The sequence below is a fragment of the Achromobacter sp. HZ01 genome, assembly GCF_003267925.1.
Lineage (GTDB): Bacteria > Pseudomonadota > Gammaproteobacteria > Burkholderiales > Burkholderiaceae_B > Achromobacter > Achromobacter pulmonis_A.
The window spans coordinates 1,264,585-1,279,311 of the sequence record NZ_LWKV01000001.1 but is presented as its reverse complement, the minus strand read 5'-3'; the positions used below and the strand labels follow the sequence as shown (position 1 = coordinate 1,279,311).

Genomic DNA, 14,727 nt, shown 5'->3' with positions numbered 1-14,727 from the left:
CGCCGTCGCCATCAGTACTGCGCGCGCAGCGTCAGCATGACGTTGCGGGGCGCGCCGTACCAGCCCTGGCTGTAGAAGCCGATCTGGTCGTAATACTTTCTGTCGAACACGTTGTTCAGGTTGAGGGTGGCCGAAAGCCGCTTGGAGAAGTCATAGCGGGCCATCAGGTTGACCAGGGCGTAGCTGCCTTGCTGCACGCGCACATTGCCGCGCGGGCTGGGTGCGGACCGGTAGATGCTGCTTTGCCAGTTGACGCCGCCGCCCACGGTCAGGCGGTGCAGGTCGCCCGGCAGGCGGTAGGTGGTGTAGACCTTGAACAGGCTGCGCGGATGCTCGGTGTTGATCGCGTTGCCCTTGGCGTCCCTGGTGGTGAAATGCGTGTAGCTGGCGGCGACGTTCCAGCCGGGCGAGAGCTGGCCGTTGGCCTCCAGATCGAAGCCCTGGACCTTGGCGCCCGAGACGGCGCGATAGGCGGGCGTGCCGGGCATGCCTTCGACGAACTCGTCGGGGATGGGCTGCGCCAGGTTGTCCTGGCGGGTCTGGTACAGCGCCACCGCGGCGTTCAGCAGCCCGTCCAGGTAGGAGCCCTTGAGCCCGATCTCGTAGCTCTTGCCGTCGATGGGGGGCAGGATGGAGCCATCGATTGAACGCCGGTTCTGCGGCTGGAAGATCTCGGTGTAGCTGGCGTAGGCGCTATAGGTCTTGTCGATGTCGTAGACCAGGCCGGCATAGGGTGTGAACTGGTTATTGATCTTGTACTCGCGCTTGCTGCCGAAATAGTTCTGCCTGGTTTCCCAGTTGCTCCAGCGCCCGCCCACGATCAGGTGCAGCGGATCGGCCAGCGCGAAACGCCCCACCGCGTAGATACCGGTTTGCTTGACCCGCATGTCGTCGGCGGGCGTCTTGTCGCTGGCCCAGGTAGGTTCGGCGATGCGGTCCTGGCGCCAGTCGAAGTAGCTGCCCAGGTCCGGCGCGGCGCCGGTCATTGCGTAGCGGCCGATGTCGCTGTGGTCGTTCACGCTCATCCAGCCCAGCGCGAGCTCGTGCTTGCGGCCCAGCAGCTGGAACGGGCCGGACAGCGTCAGGTGGATGTCGTCGCGCGAGCGGTCGCCGTCGTAGTTGTTGAACGCGCCGGTCATGCCGGCGCCGGTGACGCGGTCCGGGTAGCCGCCGCGGAACATGTGCTTCAAACGATATTCGCCGCTATTGTGGCTGTAGGCGGCGCGCGCCTTCCAGTCGTTGGCGAAGCGGTGCGCCAGGTCCACGAAGGTGGTGGTGGATTCGACGTCGAAACGGGCCCAGCGCGTGTTGTTGGCAACGGAGCGATTGAAATCGGTGCGCGAGCCGTCGGCGTAGAAGAGCGGAAAGCCGCTGCCGAAGCCGCTGCTCTGGTTGCGCAGGTATTCGAGGCCCACAGTCAGCACGGTGTCCGGGGTCAGGTCGGCGGCGACCGTGCCATAGAAGGTGCGCTTGCGCTTGTCCAGGAAGGTCACGTAGCTGTCGCCCTGATCGTAGGCGGCCACGAAGCGCGAGCGGATGCGGCCGTTTTCGAGGATGGGCACGGACAGGTCGACGTCGCCGCGGACGTGGTTCCAGCTGCCGACGCTGGCGCCGCCGGACAGGGCGAACTCGCGCAGCGGCTTCTTGCGGACGAAGTTCACCGCTGCCGAAGGGTTGCCCGAGCCGGTCATCAGGCCGGTTGCGCCGCGTACGATTTCGACCCGGTCGTAGATGGCGGAGTCCAGATCGGTGGCGCCGTAGTTCCACAGGCTGAGGATGGGGGAATTCAGGCCGTCGAACTGGAAGTTGTCGATGGCGAATCCGCGCGACGAGAAGGACAGGCGGTTGCTGTCGCTGGTGGTGACCGAGATGCCCGGCGCGCTGGCCAGGATGGAACCGGTGTCCTGCAGGCCCTGGTCCTCGATTTCCTGGCGGGTGACCACGCTGACCGACTGCGGCGTTTCGCGCGGCGACAGCGTCATGCCGGTGGCCGTGCTCATGGCTTCGGTGGTGTAGGAGCCGGTGCCTTCGGTGGTGCCGGTGACGCCCTCGCCGCTGACGGTGACCGAGGGGAGTTGCTTCACGTTTTCGGCGGACTGGGCGCCGGCGGCCTGGTGGGCGAGGGCGGAGCAGGCCAGGGCCGCCTTGATGGCGTAGACAAGAGGAGTCGTCCGGCGCGGGCGGGCGGCGGGCGAGGACAGAACGAACAACATGAGGCGGGCTCCGGCAGAAAGATTTGGTAATGAGAATTGTTGTTTTTTACCGACCCGCCTGGGTATGCCGGACGATGCGATACGTATGCAGAATGCCGCCCTGCTTAGCCTGACTCGGTGTTGACCACGGGCGCTGCGCGGCGGTGCAGCCAGGCCCAGCCCGCGGCGCTTGCCGCCACGCATGCCAGCATGCCGGCGGCAAGCTGCAGCGGCCGGCCATAGACCAGCGGCACGCACCAGCCGCTGACTATCGAGAACGTGAGCATTTGCATGAAGCCCAGCACCGAAGCGGCGGTGCCGGACAGGTCCGGCGCCCGCGCCAGGATGCGCAGGGTCATGGCGGGGACCGCCATGGCCAGGCCGCAGGTGTACAGGCCCGGCAGCAGCACCGCCCACGGCAGGCGCGGCGGCGCGGCGCCTGCCATGTACAGCACGAAGGCCAGGCAGCTGGCGCCCATCAGTCCGTAGGCCAGCAGCGTGACGCGGCCGTCGGACCAGCGGCCGGCCTTGCGCGCCGCCAGCAGTGCGCCGGCCATGGCGCCGGCCACCAGCGGCACGAACAGATAGGCGAAATCGGTTTCCGGCAGGCCCAGCACGTTGGCGATGAAGTCGGGCGCCGCGCCGATGAGCAGCCCCTGGGCGGCGAACAGCAGGCTGAACGCCAGGCCCAGCGAGACATAGCGCCGGTCGCGCAGCAAACGCAGATAGTTGCCGCCCAGCGTGCGCCAGGCCAGCGTCTGGCGCCGGTCGGGCGGCAGGGTTTCGGGCAGGCGCCGCGCGCACAGCAGCAAGGCGGCGCCGGCCAGCGCCGCCAGCAGCACGAAGATGGAACGCCAGCCCTGGTGCGCCGCCAGGTAGCCGCCGATGATGGGCGCCAGCGCCGGCGACAGGTTGAACACCAGGATCAGGTAGGACATGGCCCGGCGCGCCACGGCGCCGTCGTAACAGTCGCGGACGATAGCCTGGCCGACCACGATGCCCGCGCCGGCCGACAGCCCCTGCACCGCGCGTGCGGCCAGCAGCCAGCCGAAGCTGGGCGCCATTGCCGCCATCAGCGTCCCGCAGAGATAGACCCCCAGCGCAGCGAGCACGATGCGGCGCCGTCCCAGCGAATCTGACAGCGTGCCGTGCAACAGCAGCATGGACGCGTAGCAGGCCATGTAGACGCCCAGCGTGAGCTGCACGGTTTGCGGCGCGACCGCGAACTCCCTGCCGAGCGCGCCGAAGGCGGGCAGATAGGCGTCGATGGTGGCTGGCGCGACGCAGGCCAGCAGGCCCAGCATCAGCACCATAGTGGGAAAGGAAGGCAGGGGTTCGGAGCGCGGCACGAGGGCATCCATGGCTGGCGCTTCCCACGGCGGGAAGCTCTGCCCGATGGTCGCCCGCCGCCGTGCCCGCGGGGAATGGAGAATGCCGCAAGAGCAATGAGCGCCGCCGTAAGCCCCGCAAGGCCATGCGCTCAGTTCAGTTCACTGGGGGCGATGCCGTAGCGTTCGCGAAACGCCGTGGCGAAATTGGTGGCGTGCCGGTAGCCGACCAGGTGCGCGGCCTGCTGCACGCTGCAGCCTTGGGCCAGTTGTTCGCGGGCGACCTCAAGCCGGCGCTCGCGCAGCCAGCTGAATACCGAGCGCTGGTAGGCGGCCTGGAACTTGGCGCGCAAGGTGCTGGGACTCATGCAGGCCAGCCGGGCCAGGTCGTCCAGCGTGTGTTCCTCGCCGGGCGCGTCGTGCAGGCGTTCGCGCACGCGTTCGAGCAGTTGGCGGTCGCGCTCGGACAGCGTGCCTTCGGCGGGCGCGCGCTGTTCCAGCGAGGCCAGTGCGTGGGCCAGCAACTCCATCGCCACGCCTTCGCGCAGCAGCTCTTGCAAGGGAGCGTCCCAGTCGCAGGCCAGCAGGTGTTCGATGGTGTGCAGCAGATGGCCCGGCGCCTGCCAGCGGCGCAGGCGCAGCGCGGGCGTGCGCAGCGCTTTCCAGATGGTTTCGCTGATCCGGTCGTCGGCCGCGCCGTCGGGGGCCGACAGGGACAGGTTGACGCTGCGCAGGCGCTGCCCGGCCGCGTGGGTGCCGGTCATGGCGACGGTGTCGCCGTACAGCGCGCTGATGCCGCTGTGGGCGGCCAGCCTGACGTCGTCGTGGCGGTCGAGGCGGGTGCGGGCATGGCCTTGCAACATGACGATGGCGGAAAAGCGGGGGGACATCATCGAGGCAGCCTCGTAGTCCTGGTGCACGCGCACGTCTGAGAGCACCAGCGTCAGGCCGGGCCGGATCTGGTAGGTTTCGACCCGGCCTTCGGCGATGCACAGGGTTTCGGGGCTGGCGCGCAGCCCGCCGCCAGGCTGCGGCAGGCGGTAGCGGAAGCCGTTCTCGCTGCCCATGCGGTCGAAATCGGCCACGGTGAAGCGGACGGGGGAGGGAGCCGGGTTCAAGGTCGTCGCTGGCATTACGGGATGAGCCCATGGGCGGCGCGTCAACCGCCGTTTATCATGAAAATGAGAATAGCACATATTCGCATCTGCATCGTTCATGGCGCGGCGCAGTCTCCCAATGCATCGCCCATGATGCCGCGATACCAGTCGTGGAAGTGCTGCATGCCGTCCTCCATCGGGGATTGATACGGCCCGCTGTCGGACACGCCGCGGCGCAGCAGCGCCAGGCGGCCGGCGTCCATGCGCTCGCCGATTTCGTCGTCCTCGATCGCGGTTTCCATGTAGGCCGCGCGCTGCGCCTCGACGAAGGGGCGTTCGAACAGGGCGATTTCCTCGGGGTAGTAGAACTCGGCGATGTTAAGGGTTTCTTGCGGCCCTTTCGGGTACAGGGTCGAGAGCACCAGCACGTGGGGGTAGAGCTCGATCATGTGGGTGGGGAAGTACGTCACCCAGATGGCGCCGAAGTCGGGCGCCGAGCCGCTCCGGTAGCGCATCAGCGTGTCGTGCCAGTCGCGGTAGACGTCGGAACCCGGTTTTTCCAGCGCGTCGTGCACGCCGACGCGCTGCAGGCTGTGCCAGTCGCCGAATTCCCAGCTCAGGTCCTCGCAGGTGACGAAGCGGCCCAGCCCGGGGTGAAACGGTCCGACGTGGTAGTCCTCGAGGTAGACCTCGATGAAGGTTTTCCAGTTGTAGTTGCACCGGTGCACCTCGACGTGGTCGAGCACGTAGTCGGAGAAATCGAATTCGGGACGACCGAACAGGCCGCCCAGGTCGCGCAGCGGATCGCGCGGGCCTTCGAACAGCAGGCCGTGGCAGTTCCTGAGCGGAAAGCGCGGCAGATTCAGGCACGGGGTGCTGGGGAACTGCGGCGCGCCGAGCAGATGGCCCTGGTCGTCGTAGGTCCAGCGGTGCAGCGGGCAGACGATGTTGCCGCCGGTGGCCGACAGGTTGCCTGCCGGGTTGCCGGGGCCGGTCACCGCGCCGGTTTCGCCGCCGAGGATCAGTGCCTGGCGGTGGCGGCAGACGTTGGACACCAGCTCCACGCCGCGCGCATTGCGCACCAGCACGCGGCCGCCTTCCTCGTGGGGCAGGCGGCGCCAGTCGCCCGGTTCGGGCACGCCTTTTTCGTGGCCCATGTACGTGGCGCATTGCTTGAATATGAGTTCCTGTTCGCGGGCGTACAGGGCCTGGTCGAAATAGGCCCGCACGTGCAGCGGGCTGACAGCCTGCTCTACGTGAGCGAGACGGCCGATATCGTTCATGTGCGACTCCTTGTGCCGTGCCGCCCGGGCCGCCGCGCCTTCAGGCGGCTTCGGCGTGCTCGGCGTCGATCCGGGCCATGCGGTCGGCAAGATCCAGTTTGGGGCAGGTGCTGCAGTAGTCGCCGTCGCGCTTGCGGAAGTCATGGCAGCAGACCTGCCGGTCGACGGCGATGCGCGGCAGCGATGCGCGTTCGTAGCTGAGGTAGCCGCTGCGTCCCTGCAGGCCGAGCAGGTTCAGCCACAGGCCGGCCTGGCGCTGGGCCCAGGCGTTGGCGCAGGCGCCGTGGTCGCGGCGCGCGGCCAGGAGGGCCTGCAGCACGCAATCGGCCTGCATGCTTTCGGCGGCGCGCGCGCTGATCCGCAGCGCGCGGCTCAGTTCGCCGTAGAAGCCGGCGCATAGCGTGCGCAGCTGCGCGGCGGCGGTATGGATGCGCTGGCACGGGTCGGCGCGCCAGGGGGCGTGGGGCGGCAGCGTATACCCGATGATGAATCCGTCGTCCGGCACCGGCAGGCTCATGCCGGACAGGTCCGGCACGATGGCGCTGCGGTGCGCCGCGATCACGCTCAGGTATACCGGCTGCCAGATCAGCAGCCCCCAGCAGCGCAGGGCCAGGTAGTGCGGGCCGGCTTCGGGATGCCGCTGGCGCCAGATGTCGCGCAAGCCCGCGATGGCCTGGGCGTTGTCGGCGCCCGGGCGGATGCCCGGGCCGGTGCCCGCCGCGACCTGGCCGGCCAGGCCGGGCACCAGGCGGGCGGTCAGCGCCAGCAGGTCTTCCAGTTCGCGGTTCACGCAAGCGCCCGCGCGGCGTCGGCCGCTTCCTGGTCTAGCCACTGCGGCCGGTAGGGGGCGATCGGGTTGGGCAGGCGCGGCGCCATCTGGAAGCTGCCGATCGGGTCGGCCAGGTTGACCATCTGCAGATTGTTGGCCAACTGCAGGCGATTCAGGCACGAATGGATCATGTCGGGGGCGTAGAGGTCGTAGCGGCGGTATTTGTCGAGCCGCTGCGGATGCGCTTGCTGGTAGGCGGCGACGCGGCCGGCCACCAGTTTCCAGAACGCGTCCTCGTGCATCAGGCCGGTATCGGCCAGCACCTGCGAGAGGTGGCGGAAGTAGCCTTCGAACACGTCCACGAAGATGGTGAGCAGCTTGTACTCCTCGGGCACGTTGGCGGCCAGGCGGCGGGCGTTCTCGGGCAGCGCGGCCTGCGGGTCGAGGATGGACGATTCCTCGGCGATGTCTTTCATGAAGGCGCGCACCGGCACGTGGTCTTCGACCACCAGGATCACGTTTTCGCCGTGCGGCATGAAGACCAGGTCATGGGCGTAGAAGCAATGCACCAGCGGCGTGAGATAGGCGTCCACGTAGCGTTCGAGCCAGGCGCCGGTGTTCAGGCCCGAGGCGCGGATCAGCGCGGGCAGCAGCGCTCCGCCTTGCGGGTCGACGTGCAGCAGCGCGGCCATGGTCATGAGGCGCTGGCCGGGACCGATCAGCGCGACGGGGTTTTCGCGCCACAGCGCCGAGAACATCTTCTTGTAGGGCGTGTCGACCGAGATCGCGGCTTCGTAGTAGTAGTTGCGAAAGCCCAGCGAGGCCGCTTCGCGCAGGATGGTGAAACCGTTTTCGCGCAGCCAGGGATCGGACGCGATCAGCCCGTGTATGTACTCGTTGATGGCCGGGGTGCCGGACATGTAGTAGGGCGACAGCCCGCGCATGAAGCCCATGTTCAGGATGGACAGCGAGGTCTTGACGTAATGCTTGCCGGGCTGGGAGATGTTGAAGAAGGTGCGGATCGATTGCTGTGCCAGGTAGTCGTCGTCGCCGTAGCCGAGGCAGACGATCTTGCGCGCGGCCACGTAGGGCGCGAAGGCCAGCGACAGCTTGTTGAACCACTGCCAGGGATGCGCGGGCATGATGTAGTAGTCGGCCGGGTCCAGGCCCATGTCGCGCAGCCTGTCGCGATGGCGGGCCAGGACGGCGGCGCCCAGTTCGTCGCGCAGCAGGCTGTCGTGGTCCATGGTGGACAGGCACGCGAAATGGGCGTTGTCCTTGTGCACCGCCAGCCACAGCAGCCGGATCGGGCTGGCGCATTCCGGGGCGTAGGCGTGGTAGTCCTCGGCGTCGAAGCCCAGCCGGCCATTATTGGCGACGAAGCTGGGATGTCCTTCGATCATGGCGGTTTCGATGGTCTGGTAGTCGGCCAGCGCCAGCTCGGCAGCGGGCAGCGCATCGCGGGTGTGTTTGTAGGCGCTGCCGTGCAGCGTGCTGGTGATTTCGTCCAGGTAGATGGGCAGGCGGTCTTCGGGCAGGCCCAGCTTGTCGCGGATTTCGATCACGAATTGCAGCGCGTCCAGCGGCGCGGGCGTGCCGGCGACGGTCTTGGAGATGGACTCGGGCGGGATGCGCCAGTGGCGCATGGCCATCATCTGGGCGTCGAAATGGTAGACGGCGTGGCCGTCGGCCAGCGCCAGCCGGTAGCGGTCGAAGCCGGGGGCCTCGGCCGGGCCCAGGCGCTCGGGTTCCAGCAGCCATTCGTGGGCGTATTCGGAGATGGCTTTCCTGAGTAGCAGGCGGTTGACCTTCTGCCAGACGTCGGGCGCGAGGTGGTCGGCGATCCGGGCGGGATGGGGCTGGGTGCTCATAGGGACGACTCCTGGAGTTGGGCCTGTTCAAACTGCCGCCGGGTGCAGAAGGCGATGCTGGCGGTCTTTTCGCGAAAGCGCGCCTGGCCGGCGTAGGTAAAACCCATGGCCAGGTTGAGCGCATGGATCTTGATGTTGTTGCTGTCGGGCTCGACCACCACGCGCCGGGCGTGCAGCCGGTCGAACAGAAAGCGCATGACGAAGGCGAACACCCGGCGGCTGAAGTGAGGGATGCGCACCTCGGGCGGCCCGATAAAGATGTGCATGCCCAGGTCGCCGTGGCATACGGGATAGTGCTCGCCGACCTGGTCGTGGGCGGGGTCGTAGCACTCCAGCAGGAAGGCCGGGCGGTCCTGGTAGCTGCCGAGCCAGGCGGCGGCGTGGCCGCTGTCGGCCAGCGCTTCGTAGAATTCGCGCACCTGCGCCTCGGTGTGCTCCTGCATGGACCAGAAACGGGCATAGTCCATCGAGAACCACTGGCGCAGCAGGGCGGCGTCGGCGGCCGGGTCCAGCGGGCGCAGCGCCAGGCCGGCGCCGTCGTCATAGCGGTTGCGCGCCTGGCGGTCGATGGCGCTGAGGAAGGTGGCGGTCATGATCATCATCGCGGCTCCTTGCGGACTCGGGTCAGACCGAGGCCGCCCGGTGCCCGTCGAGCAGCGGCATCGGGTCGAGCGCCGCCACGCGGTGGCGCAGCATGCCGCCGGCAGGCGGACGGAAGTCCTGCAGCGCGGTGCGGGGCTCGATGGCGTAGTGCTCGTGGCCGGTGAGGTCGCGCAGGATCTGCGAGTTGCGGTAGCAGCAGAAGCCCAGGTCGGGATTGGTGACGCCGTGGCTGAGCAGGCCGCTGTTCTGCACGAAGATTTCGTTGCCGCCGTGGTCGATGGTGTAGTTGCGCGCGACGCGGTAGCCGCCGTGTTCGGTCCAGGCGATGCGGTCGTGGATGGGGTTGACGCACGCGGGGATGCTGCGCGCGTAGCCGGTGGCCAGCACCAGCCCGTCGGTGGCGTGCGAGAACGGCTGCGCGGTATCGACGTGGCGGAATTCCAGCTGGTAGCGCTCGGCGGATCGGTCGTAGCGGCTGGCGCGCAGTTCCGCGTTGGTGAGCAGCGTGTAGCGGCGGTCGCCGTTGTGGATTTTTTCGTCGAGCAGGTCGTAGATCTGGTTGATGAGCGAGGCGTTGATGCCCTTGTACAGGCTGCTTTGCTCGGCCAGGATCTGCCGCCGGCGGGCTTCGGGCAGGTCGTGGAAGTAGTCGGTGTAGTCCGGCGAGATCAGTTCCAGCGTGAGCTTGGTGTTTTCCATCTGGAAGAAGCGCGGCGAGCGCGTGATCCAGGCCAGGCTGTAGCCGTGCGCGTCGCTGTCGCGCAGCAGGTCGTGGAAGACCTCGGCGGCGCTCTGGCCGCTGCCGATCACCGTGATGGAATCCCGGCGTTGCAGCGCGGGCTTGTGGCGCAGATAGTCGGCGCTGTGGATGTAGGGCGCCTCGCGCCGGTCGCAGCACGCCGGCAGCGCCGGCTGCGAGCCCAGCCCCAGCACCAGCTTGCGGCAGCGGAACATGAAGCGTTCGCCGGTGGCGCTGTGCTGGCCGGTGACGAGATAGGTGTTCGTCGCGGGATCGTGCAGGACGCTTTGCACGTCGCTGTTGAAGCGCAGGTTGGGCAGGCGGGCGGCCACCCACTTGCAATAGCGGTTGTACTCGGCGCGCGTCAGGTAGTGGTTTTCGCGCATGTAGTACGAGTAGATGCGGCCGGTCTGCTTGCAGTAGTTGAGATAGCTGTATTCGCTGCGCGGATCGGCCAGGCTGACGAGGTCCGCCAGAAACGGATTCTGCAACGTGGAGGCCTCGATCAGCAGGCCGGGATGCCAGTCGAAGCCCGGCTTTTTGTCGAGGAACAGGGCGCGCACGCCGGGCAGCGGAGCAGACAGGCAGGCCAGGCTGAGATTGAACGGGCCTAGGCCGATGGCGACGAAGTCATAGAGTTCACGGGTCATGTTGGTGCCACCTCTGGGTCTGTGATTCACGGGCGGCGTTCTGCAACGAGCGCCGCGGGACAAGGCCGGGCGCGGCGTCTAATCGGTGGGAACGGGGCGCGGCTGGCGGGGTTGCCGGCCTGTCCACCGCATCGGCGAAGGATTGTCTGCACCGCTGTTGCACGACTCAAGCATCTGCATGGGTATGATTCGCATTTGCAATATATGTACTCTAGCAAATCGTTTTTTGCAGCGTTGGATTGCAAAGAACACATAGGCGGCATCCATATGCAGGGTGGCGAAACGCATAGGGCCGTGTCACGGGTTATGCTTGCCGCCATGTCAGACGAAGCTCCCTTGCTCAGGCTGCGCGGCCTCCACAGCCGCCGCCTGGCGCCCGTCAGCCTGGATCTCGCGGCGGGCGAATGCGCCGCCGTGCTCGGCCCTTCGGGGGCCGGAAAATCATTGCTGTTGCGGCAGATCGCCGATCTGGACCCGGGACACGGCGAGGCCGAGCTGGGCGGGCGGCGCCGTTCGGGCATGCGTGGCCATGAATGGCGCCGGCAGGTTATGTACTGCCAGGCCGAGGCGGGCTGGTGGGAAGACCGCGTGGCGCCGCATTTCAAGGACCGCGCCCGCGCCGTCGCGATCATGGGCCGGCTTGGCCTGTCCGAGGACAAGCTGGATGCGCTGGTCAACGAGTTGTCCAGCGGCGAACGCCAGCGCCTAGGATTGGTGCGCGCGCTGGCGCTGGACCCGCGCGTGCTGCTGCTGGATGAGCCGACCGCTGCGCTGGACCAGGCCGCTACCGGACGGGTGGAAGAGGAGCTGCGGCGCTACCTGGACGGCGGCGCGGCGATCCTGATGGTCACGCACAGCGCCGAGCAGGCGCGTCGCATGGCGCGCCGCGCCTGGCGCATGGAGCAGGGGAGGCTGGAGGCGCTATGGACGTGATCAAACTGGATACGCTGGATCTGGTCGTCGCGTCTTTGCTGGTGGTGCTGAGCGCCGGGATCTCGTTCGCGCTGCGCGTGAACGTGCAGCGGCAGCTGCTGTGGGCGGCGCTGCGCACAGTGGTGCAGCTGCTGCTGGTCGGCCATATTCTGCGCATCGTGTTCGCGCATGCGGCGCCCTGGCTGACCGCGCTGGTGGTGGCGGTGATGATGGCGCTGGCGGCGCGCGAGGTGGCCGCGCGCCCCAAGGCCCGGCTGGTCGGGCATGGCAACGGCTGGGTGGGCGCGGCGGCGGTGGCGGCGACGACCCTCATCACCGTGATGTTCATTCTCAACACCGCGCTGCACCCGGAGCCCTGGTACGACCCGCGCTATGCGATCGCGCTGATCGGCATCGTGCTGGGCAGCGTGCTCAACGCCGCCAGCCTGGCGCTGGATGGAATGCTGTCGGGCGTGCGGCGCGAAAAGCTGGCGATCGAGGCCCGGCTGTCGCTGGGCGCGCCGGCGCGCCAGGCCTTCTCGGCGCTGCTGCGCGAATCGGTGCGGCGCGGCATCGTGCCCAGTATCAACCAGATGTCGGCGGCGGGCATCATCACGCTGCCGGGCATCATGACCGGCCAGATCATCGCCGGCATGGACCCGATAGAGGCCGCGAAGTACCAGATCCTGCTGATGTTCCTGCTGTGCGGCGCCAGCGGCATGGCCGCCATGGGCGCGGCGTATGGAGCCATGCGGCGTCTTACGGACGAGCGCGGACGGCTGCGGCTGGATCGGCTGCAGGCCTGAGGCGCGAAAAAAAAACCGGCAGCCCCGCAAGGCTGCCGGTTTTTTTGCGTCGCGTCGCGCCGTTTAGGCGATGGCGGCGAGCGCCTGGTTCAGCGTGGCGCTGGGGCGCATGGCCTGGCTGGCCTTGGCCTGGTCGGGCTGGTAGTAGCCGCCGATGTCCACCGGCTTGCCTTGGGCGGCCTTCAGTTCGGCCAGGATCGTGTCCTCGCCGTCGGCCAGGGCGCGGGCGACGGGGGCGAACTGGCCGGCCAGTTCGCGGTCGTCGGTCTGCGCGGCCAGGGCCTGGGCCCAGTACATGGCCAGGTAGTAGTGGCTGCCACGGTTGTCCAGGCCGCCGACCTTGCGCTCGGGCGACTTGTTCTCGTCCAGGAACTTGGCGGTGGCCAGGTCCAGCGTCTTGGCCAGCACCAGGGCGCGGGCGTTGTCATAGGCGCGGCCCAGGTGGTCCAGCGAGGCGGCCAGCGCCATGAATTCGCCCAGCGAATCCCAGCGCAGGAAGCCTTCTTCCAGGAACTGCTGCACGTGCTTGGGCGCCGAACCGCCGGCGCCGGTTTCGAACAGGCCGCCGCCGGCGACCAGCGGCACGATGGACAGCATCTTGGCGCTGGTGCCCAGTTCCATGATGGGGAACAGGTCGGTCAGGTAGTCGCGCAGCACGTTGCCGGTCACCGAGATGGTGTCCTGGCCCGCGCGGATGCGCTTGAGCGAGAACTTGGTGGCTTCGACCGGGCTGAGGATGCGCAGGTCCAGGCCGCTGGTGTCGTGGTCGTTCAGGTACTGCTTGACCTTGGCGATGACCTGCGCGTCGTGGGCGCGGTTCTCGTCCAGCCAGAACACGGCCGGCGTCTTGCTGACGCGGGCGCGGGTGACGGCCAGCTTGACCCAATCCTGGATCGCGGCGTCCTTGGTCTGGCACATGCGCCACAGGTCACCGGCCTCGACGGCCTGTTCCAGCAGCACGGCGCCGGCGGCGTCGGTCACGCGGACGGTGCCGGCGGCCGGGATCACGAAGGTCTTGTTGTGCGAACCGTATTCCTCGGCGGCCTGGGCCATCAGGCCGACGTTGGGCACGCTGCCCATGGTGACCGGGTTGAAGGCGCCGTTGGCCTTGCAGTCGTCGATCACGGCCTGATAGACGCCGGCGTAGCTGCGGTCGGGGATCACGGCCTTGGCGTCCTGCAGTTCGCCGGCGGCGTTCCACATCTTGCCCGAGTCGCGGATCATGGCGGGCATGGAGGCGTCGACGATGACGTCGCTGGGCACGTGCAGATTGGTGATGCCGCGGTCGGAGTTGACCATGGCCAGGGCCGGCAGCGTCTTGTAGGCGGCGTCGATGTCGGCGGTGATGGCGGCCTGCTGGTCGGCCGGCAGCGACTGGATCTTGGCGTAGAGGTCGCCGATGCCGTTGTTCGGGTCGAAGCCGGCCTGGGCCAGCGCGTCGGCGTGCTTGGCCAGCACGTCCTTGTAGAACACGGACACCACGTGGCCGAAGATGACGGGGTCGGAGACCTTCATCATGGTGGCCTTCAGGTGCACCGAGAACAGCACGCCCTGGGCGCGCGCGTCGTCGACCTGGGCCTGCAGGAAGGACTTGAGCTTGGCGGCGGACATGACGGCGGCGTCGATGATCTCGCCGGCCTTGACCGGGGTCTTGTCCTTCAGGACGGTGACGGCGCCGTCAGCGGCGACCAGTTCGATTTTCACGTCGCCGGCGGCGGCGATCAGCGCCGACTTCTCGGTGCCGTAGAAATCGCCTTCGCTCATGTGCGACACGTGCGACTTGGAGTCGGACGACCAGGCGCCCATCTTGTGCGGGTGCTTGCGCGCGTAGTTCTTGACCGACAGCGGGGCGCGGCGGTCGGAGTTGCCTTCGCGCAGGACCGGGTTGACGGCGCTGCCCTTGACCCTGTCGTAGCGGGCCTTGATGTCGCGCTCGGTGTCGTTGGCCGGGGCGTCGGGGTAGTCGGGCAGTTTGTAGCCCTGTTGCTGCAGTTCCTTGATGGCGGCCTTCAGCTGCGGCATGGAGGCGCTGATGTTGGGCAGCTTGATGATGTTGGCTTCCGGCTGCACGGCCAGCGCGCCCAGCTCGGCCAGGGCGTCGCCCAGCTTCTGGCTGTCGTCGAGGTAGTCCGGGAACACGGCGATGATGCGGCCGGCCAGGGAGATGTCGCGGGTCTCGACGGTGATGCCGGCGGGTTTGGTGTAGGCCTGGACGATGGGCAGCAGCGAACGGGTTGCGAGCGCCGGCGCTTCGTCGGTGAGGGTATAGATAATCTTCGGAGTAAGAGACATGATCCTTGAATCTGTTCGGCAGGCGCTAGGCGCAAACCCGAACATGCTATGCGGCGCGAAGCCGGTAGATGTTGTCGAGAGTGGGTTCGTCCGGGCAGGCGCGCAGGCCGTGAGCGTCTGCCCAGCATGGCCGGCGCCCGCCCTTTTTTGTTTGGCCGGCCGGGGAGGGCCGGTTGTACCGGCCG

At 67.8% G+C, this 14,727-nt stretch carries 11 protein-coding genes; 2 read left to right on the top strand and 9 right to left on the bottom strand.

Features of this window, described 5'->3' with window-relative positions:
* Positions 1-11 precede the first annotated feature (11 nt).
* The 8 genes from A6B37_RS05950 to A6B37_RS05915 all read right to left on the bottom strand — a co-directional run bounded on the left by A6B37_RS05950 (position 12) and on the right by A6B37_RS05915 (position 10,532).
* Positions 12-2,213 (bottom strand): TonB-dependent siderophore receptor, encoded by a 2,202-nt coding sequence (locus tag A6B37_RS05950; RefSeq protein ID WP_111825201.1) that lies wholly within the window; start codon positions 2,211-2,213, stop codon positions 12-14.
* 104 nt (positions 2,214-2,317) lie between these two features.
* Positions 2,318-3,541: a multidrug effflux MFS transporter gene (locus tag A6B37_RS05945; RefSeq protein WP_281492753.1), complete on the bottom strand. Its 1,224-nt coding sequence runs from the start codon at positions 3,539-3,541 to the stop codon at positions 2,318-2,320.
* 131 nt (positions 3,542-3,672) lie between these two features.
* A complete protein-coding gene (locus tag A6B37_RS05940; RefSeq protein WP_111825554.1) occupies positions 3,673-4,587 on the bottom strand; it encodes a helix-turn-helix transcriptional regulator in 915 nt (304 codons plus the stop codon).
* Between the two features lie 146 nt (positions 4,588-4,733).
* Positions 4,734-5,900 carry an aromatic ring-hydroxylating dioxygenase subunit alpha gene (locus A6B37_RS05935; RefSeq protein WP_111825199.1) on the bottom strand — a complete coding sequence of 389 codons (1,167 nt, stop codon included), beginning with the start codon at positions 5,898-5,900 and terminating at the stop codon, positions 4,734-4,736.
* A 40-nt stretch (positions 5,901-5,940) separates the two neighbouring features.
* Positions 5,941-6,690 (bottom strand): siderophore ferric iron reductase, encoded by a 750-nt coding sequence (locus A6B37_RS05930; protein WP_111825198.1) that lies wholly within the window; start codon positions 6,688-6,690, stop codon positions 5,941-5,943.
* Entirely contained in the window at positions 6,687-8,540 is a 1,854-nt protein-coding gene (locus A6B37_RS05925; protein ID WP_111825197.1) for an IucA/IucC family siderophore biosynthesis protein, read from the bottom strand. The genes A6B37_RS05930 and A6B37_RS05925 overlap by 4 nt, the downstream gene beginning before the upstream one ends.
* Positions 8,537-9,142, bottom strand: a complete 606-nt coding sequence (locus A6B37_RS05920; RefSeq protein ID WP_102771090.1) for a GNAT family N-acetyltransferase — start codon at positions 9,140-9,142, stop codon at positions 8,537-8,539. The genes A6B37_RS05925 and A6B37_RS05920 overlap by 4 nt, the downstream gene beginning before the upstream one ends.
* Before the next feature lie 22 nt (positions 9,143-9,164).
* Positions 9,165-10,532 carry a SidA/IucD/PvdA family monooxygenase gene (locus tag A6B37_RS05915; protein WP_102771091.1) on the bottom strand — a complete coding sequence of 456 codons (1,368 nt, stop codon included), beginning with the start codon at positions 10,530-10,532 and terminating at the stop codon, positions 9,165-9,167.
* A gap of 318 nt (positions 10,533-10,850) precedes the next feature.
* On the opposite strand from A6B37_RS05915, the gene A6B37_RS05910 reads away from it, so the two are divergent.
* Both A6B37_RS05910 and fetB read left to right on the top strand, forming a co-directional pair.
* Positions 10,851-11,465, top strand: a complete 615-nt coding sequence (locus A6B37_RS05910) for an ABC transporter ATP-binding protein (protein ID WP_111825553.1) — start codon at positions 10,851-10,853, stop codon at positions 11,463-11,465.
* Positions 11,456-12,250 carry an iron export ABC transporter permease subunit FetB gene (gene fetB / locus A6B37_RS05905; RefSeq protein ID WP_111825196.1) on the top strand — a complete coding sequence of 265 codons (795 nt, stop codon included), beginning with the start codon at positions 11,456-11,458 and terminating at the stop codon, positions 12,248-12,250. The genes A6B37_RS05910 and fetB overlap by 10 nt, the downstream gene beginning before the upstream one ends.
* Before the next feature lie 63 nt (positions 12,251-12,313).
* Here the strand turns inward: fetB and A6B37_RS05900 are convergent, their stop codons facing one another.
* Positions 12,314-14,542: an NADP-dependent isocitrate dehydrogenase gene (locus A6B37_RS05900; protein WP_102771093.1), complete on the bottom strand. Its 2,229-nt coding sequence runs from the start codon at positions 14,540-14,542 to the stop codon at positions 12,314-12,316.
* Positions 14,543-14,727 lie beyond the last annotated feature (185 nt).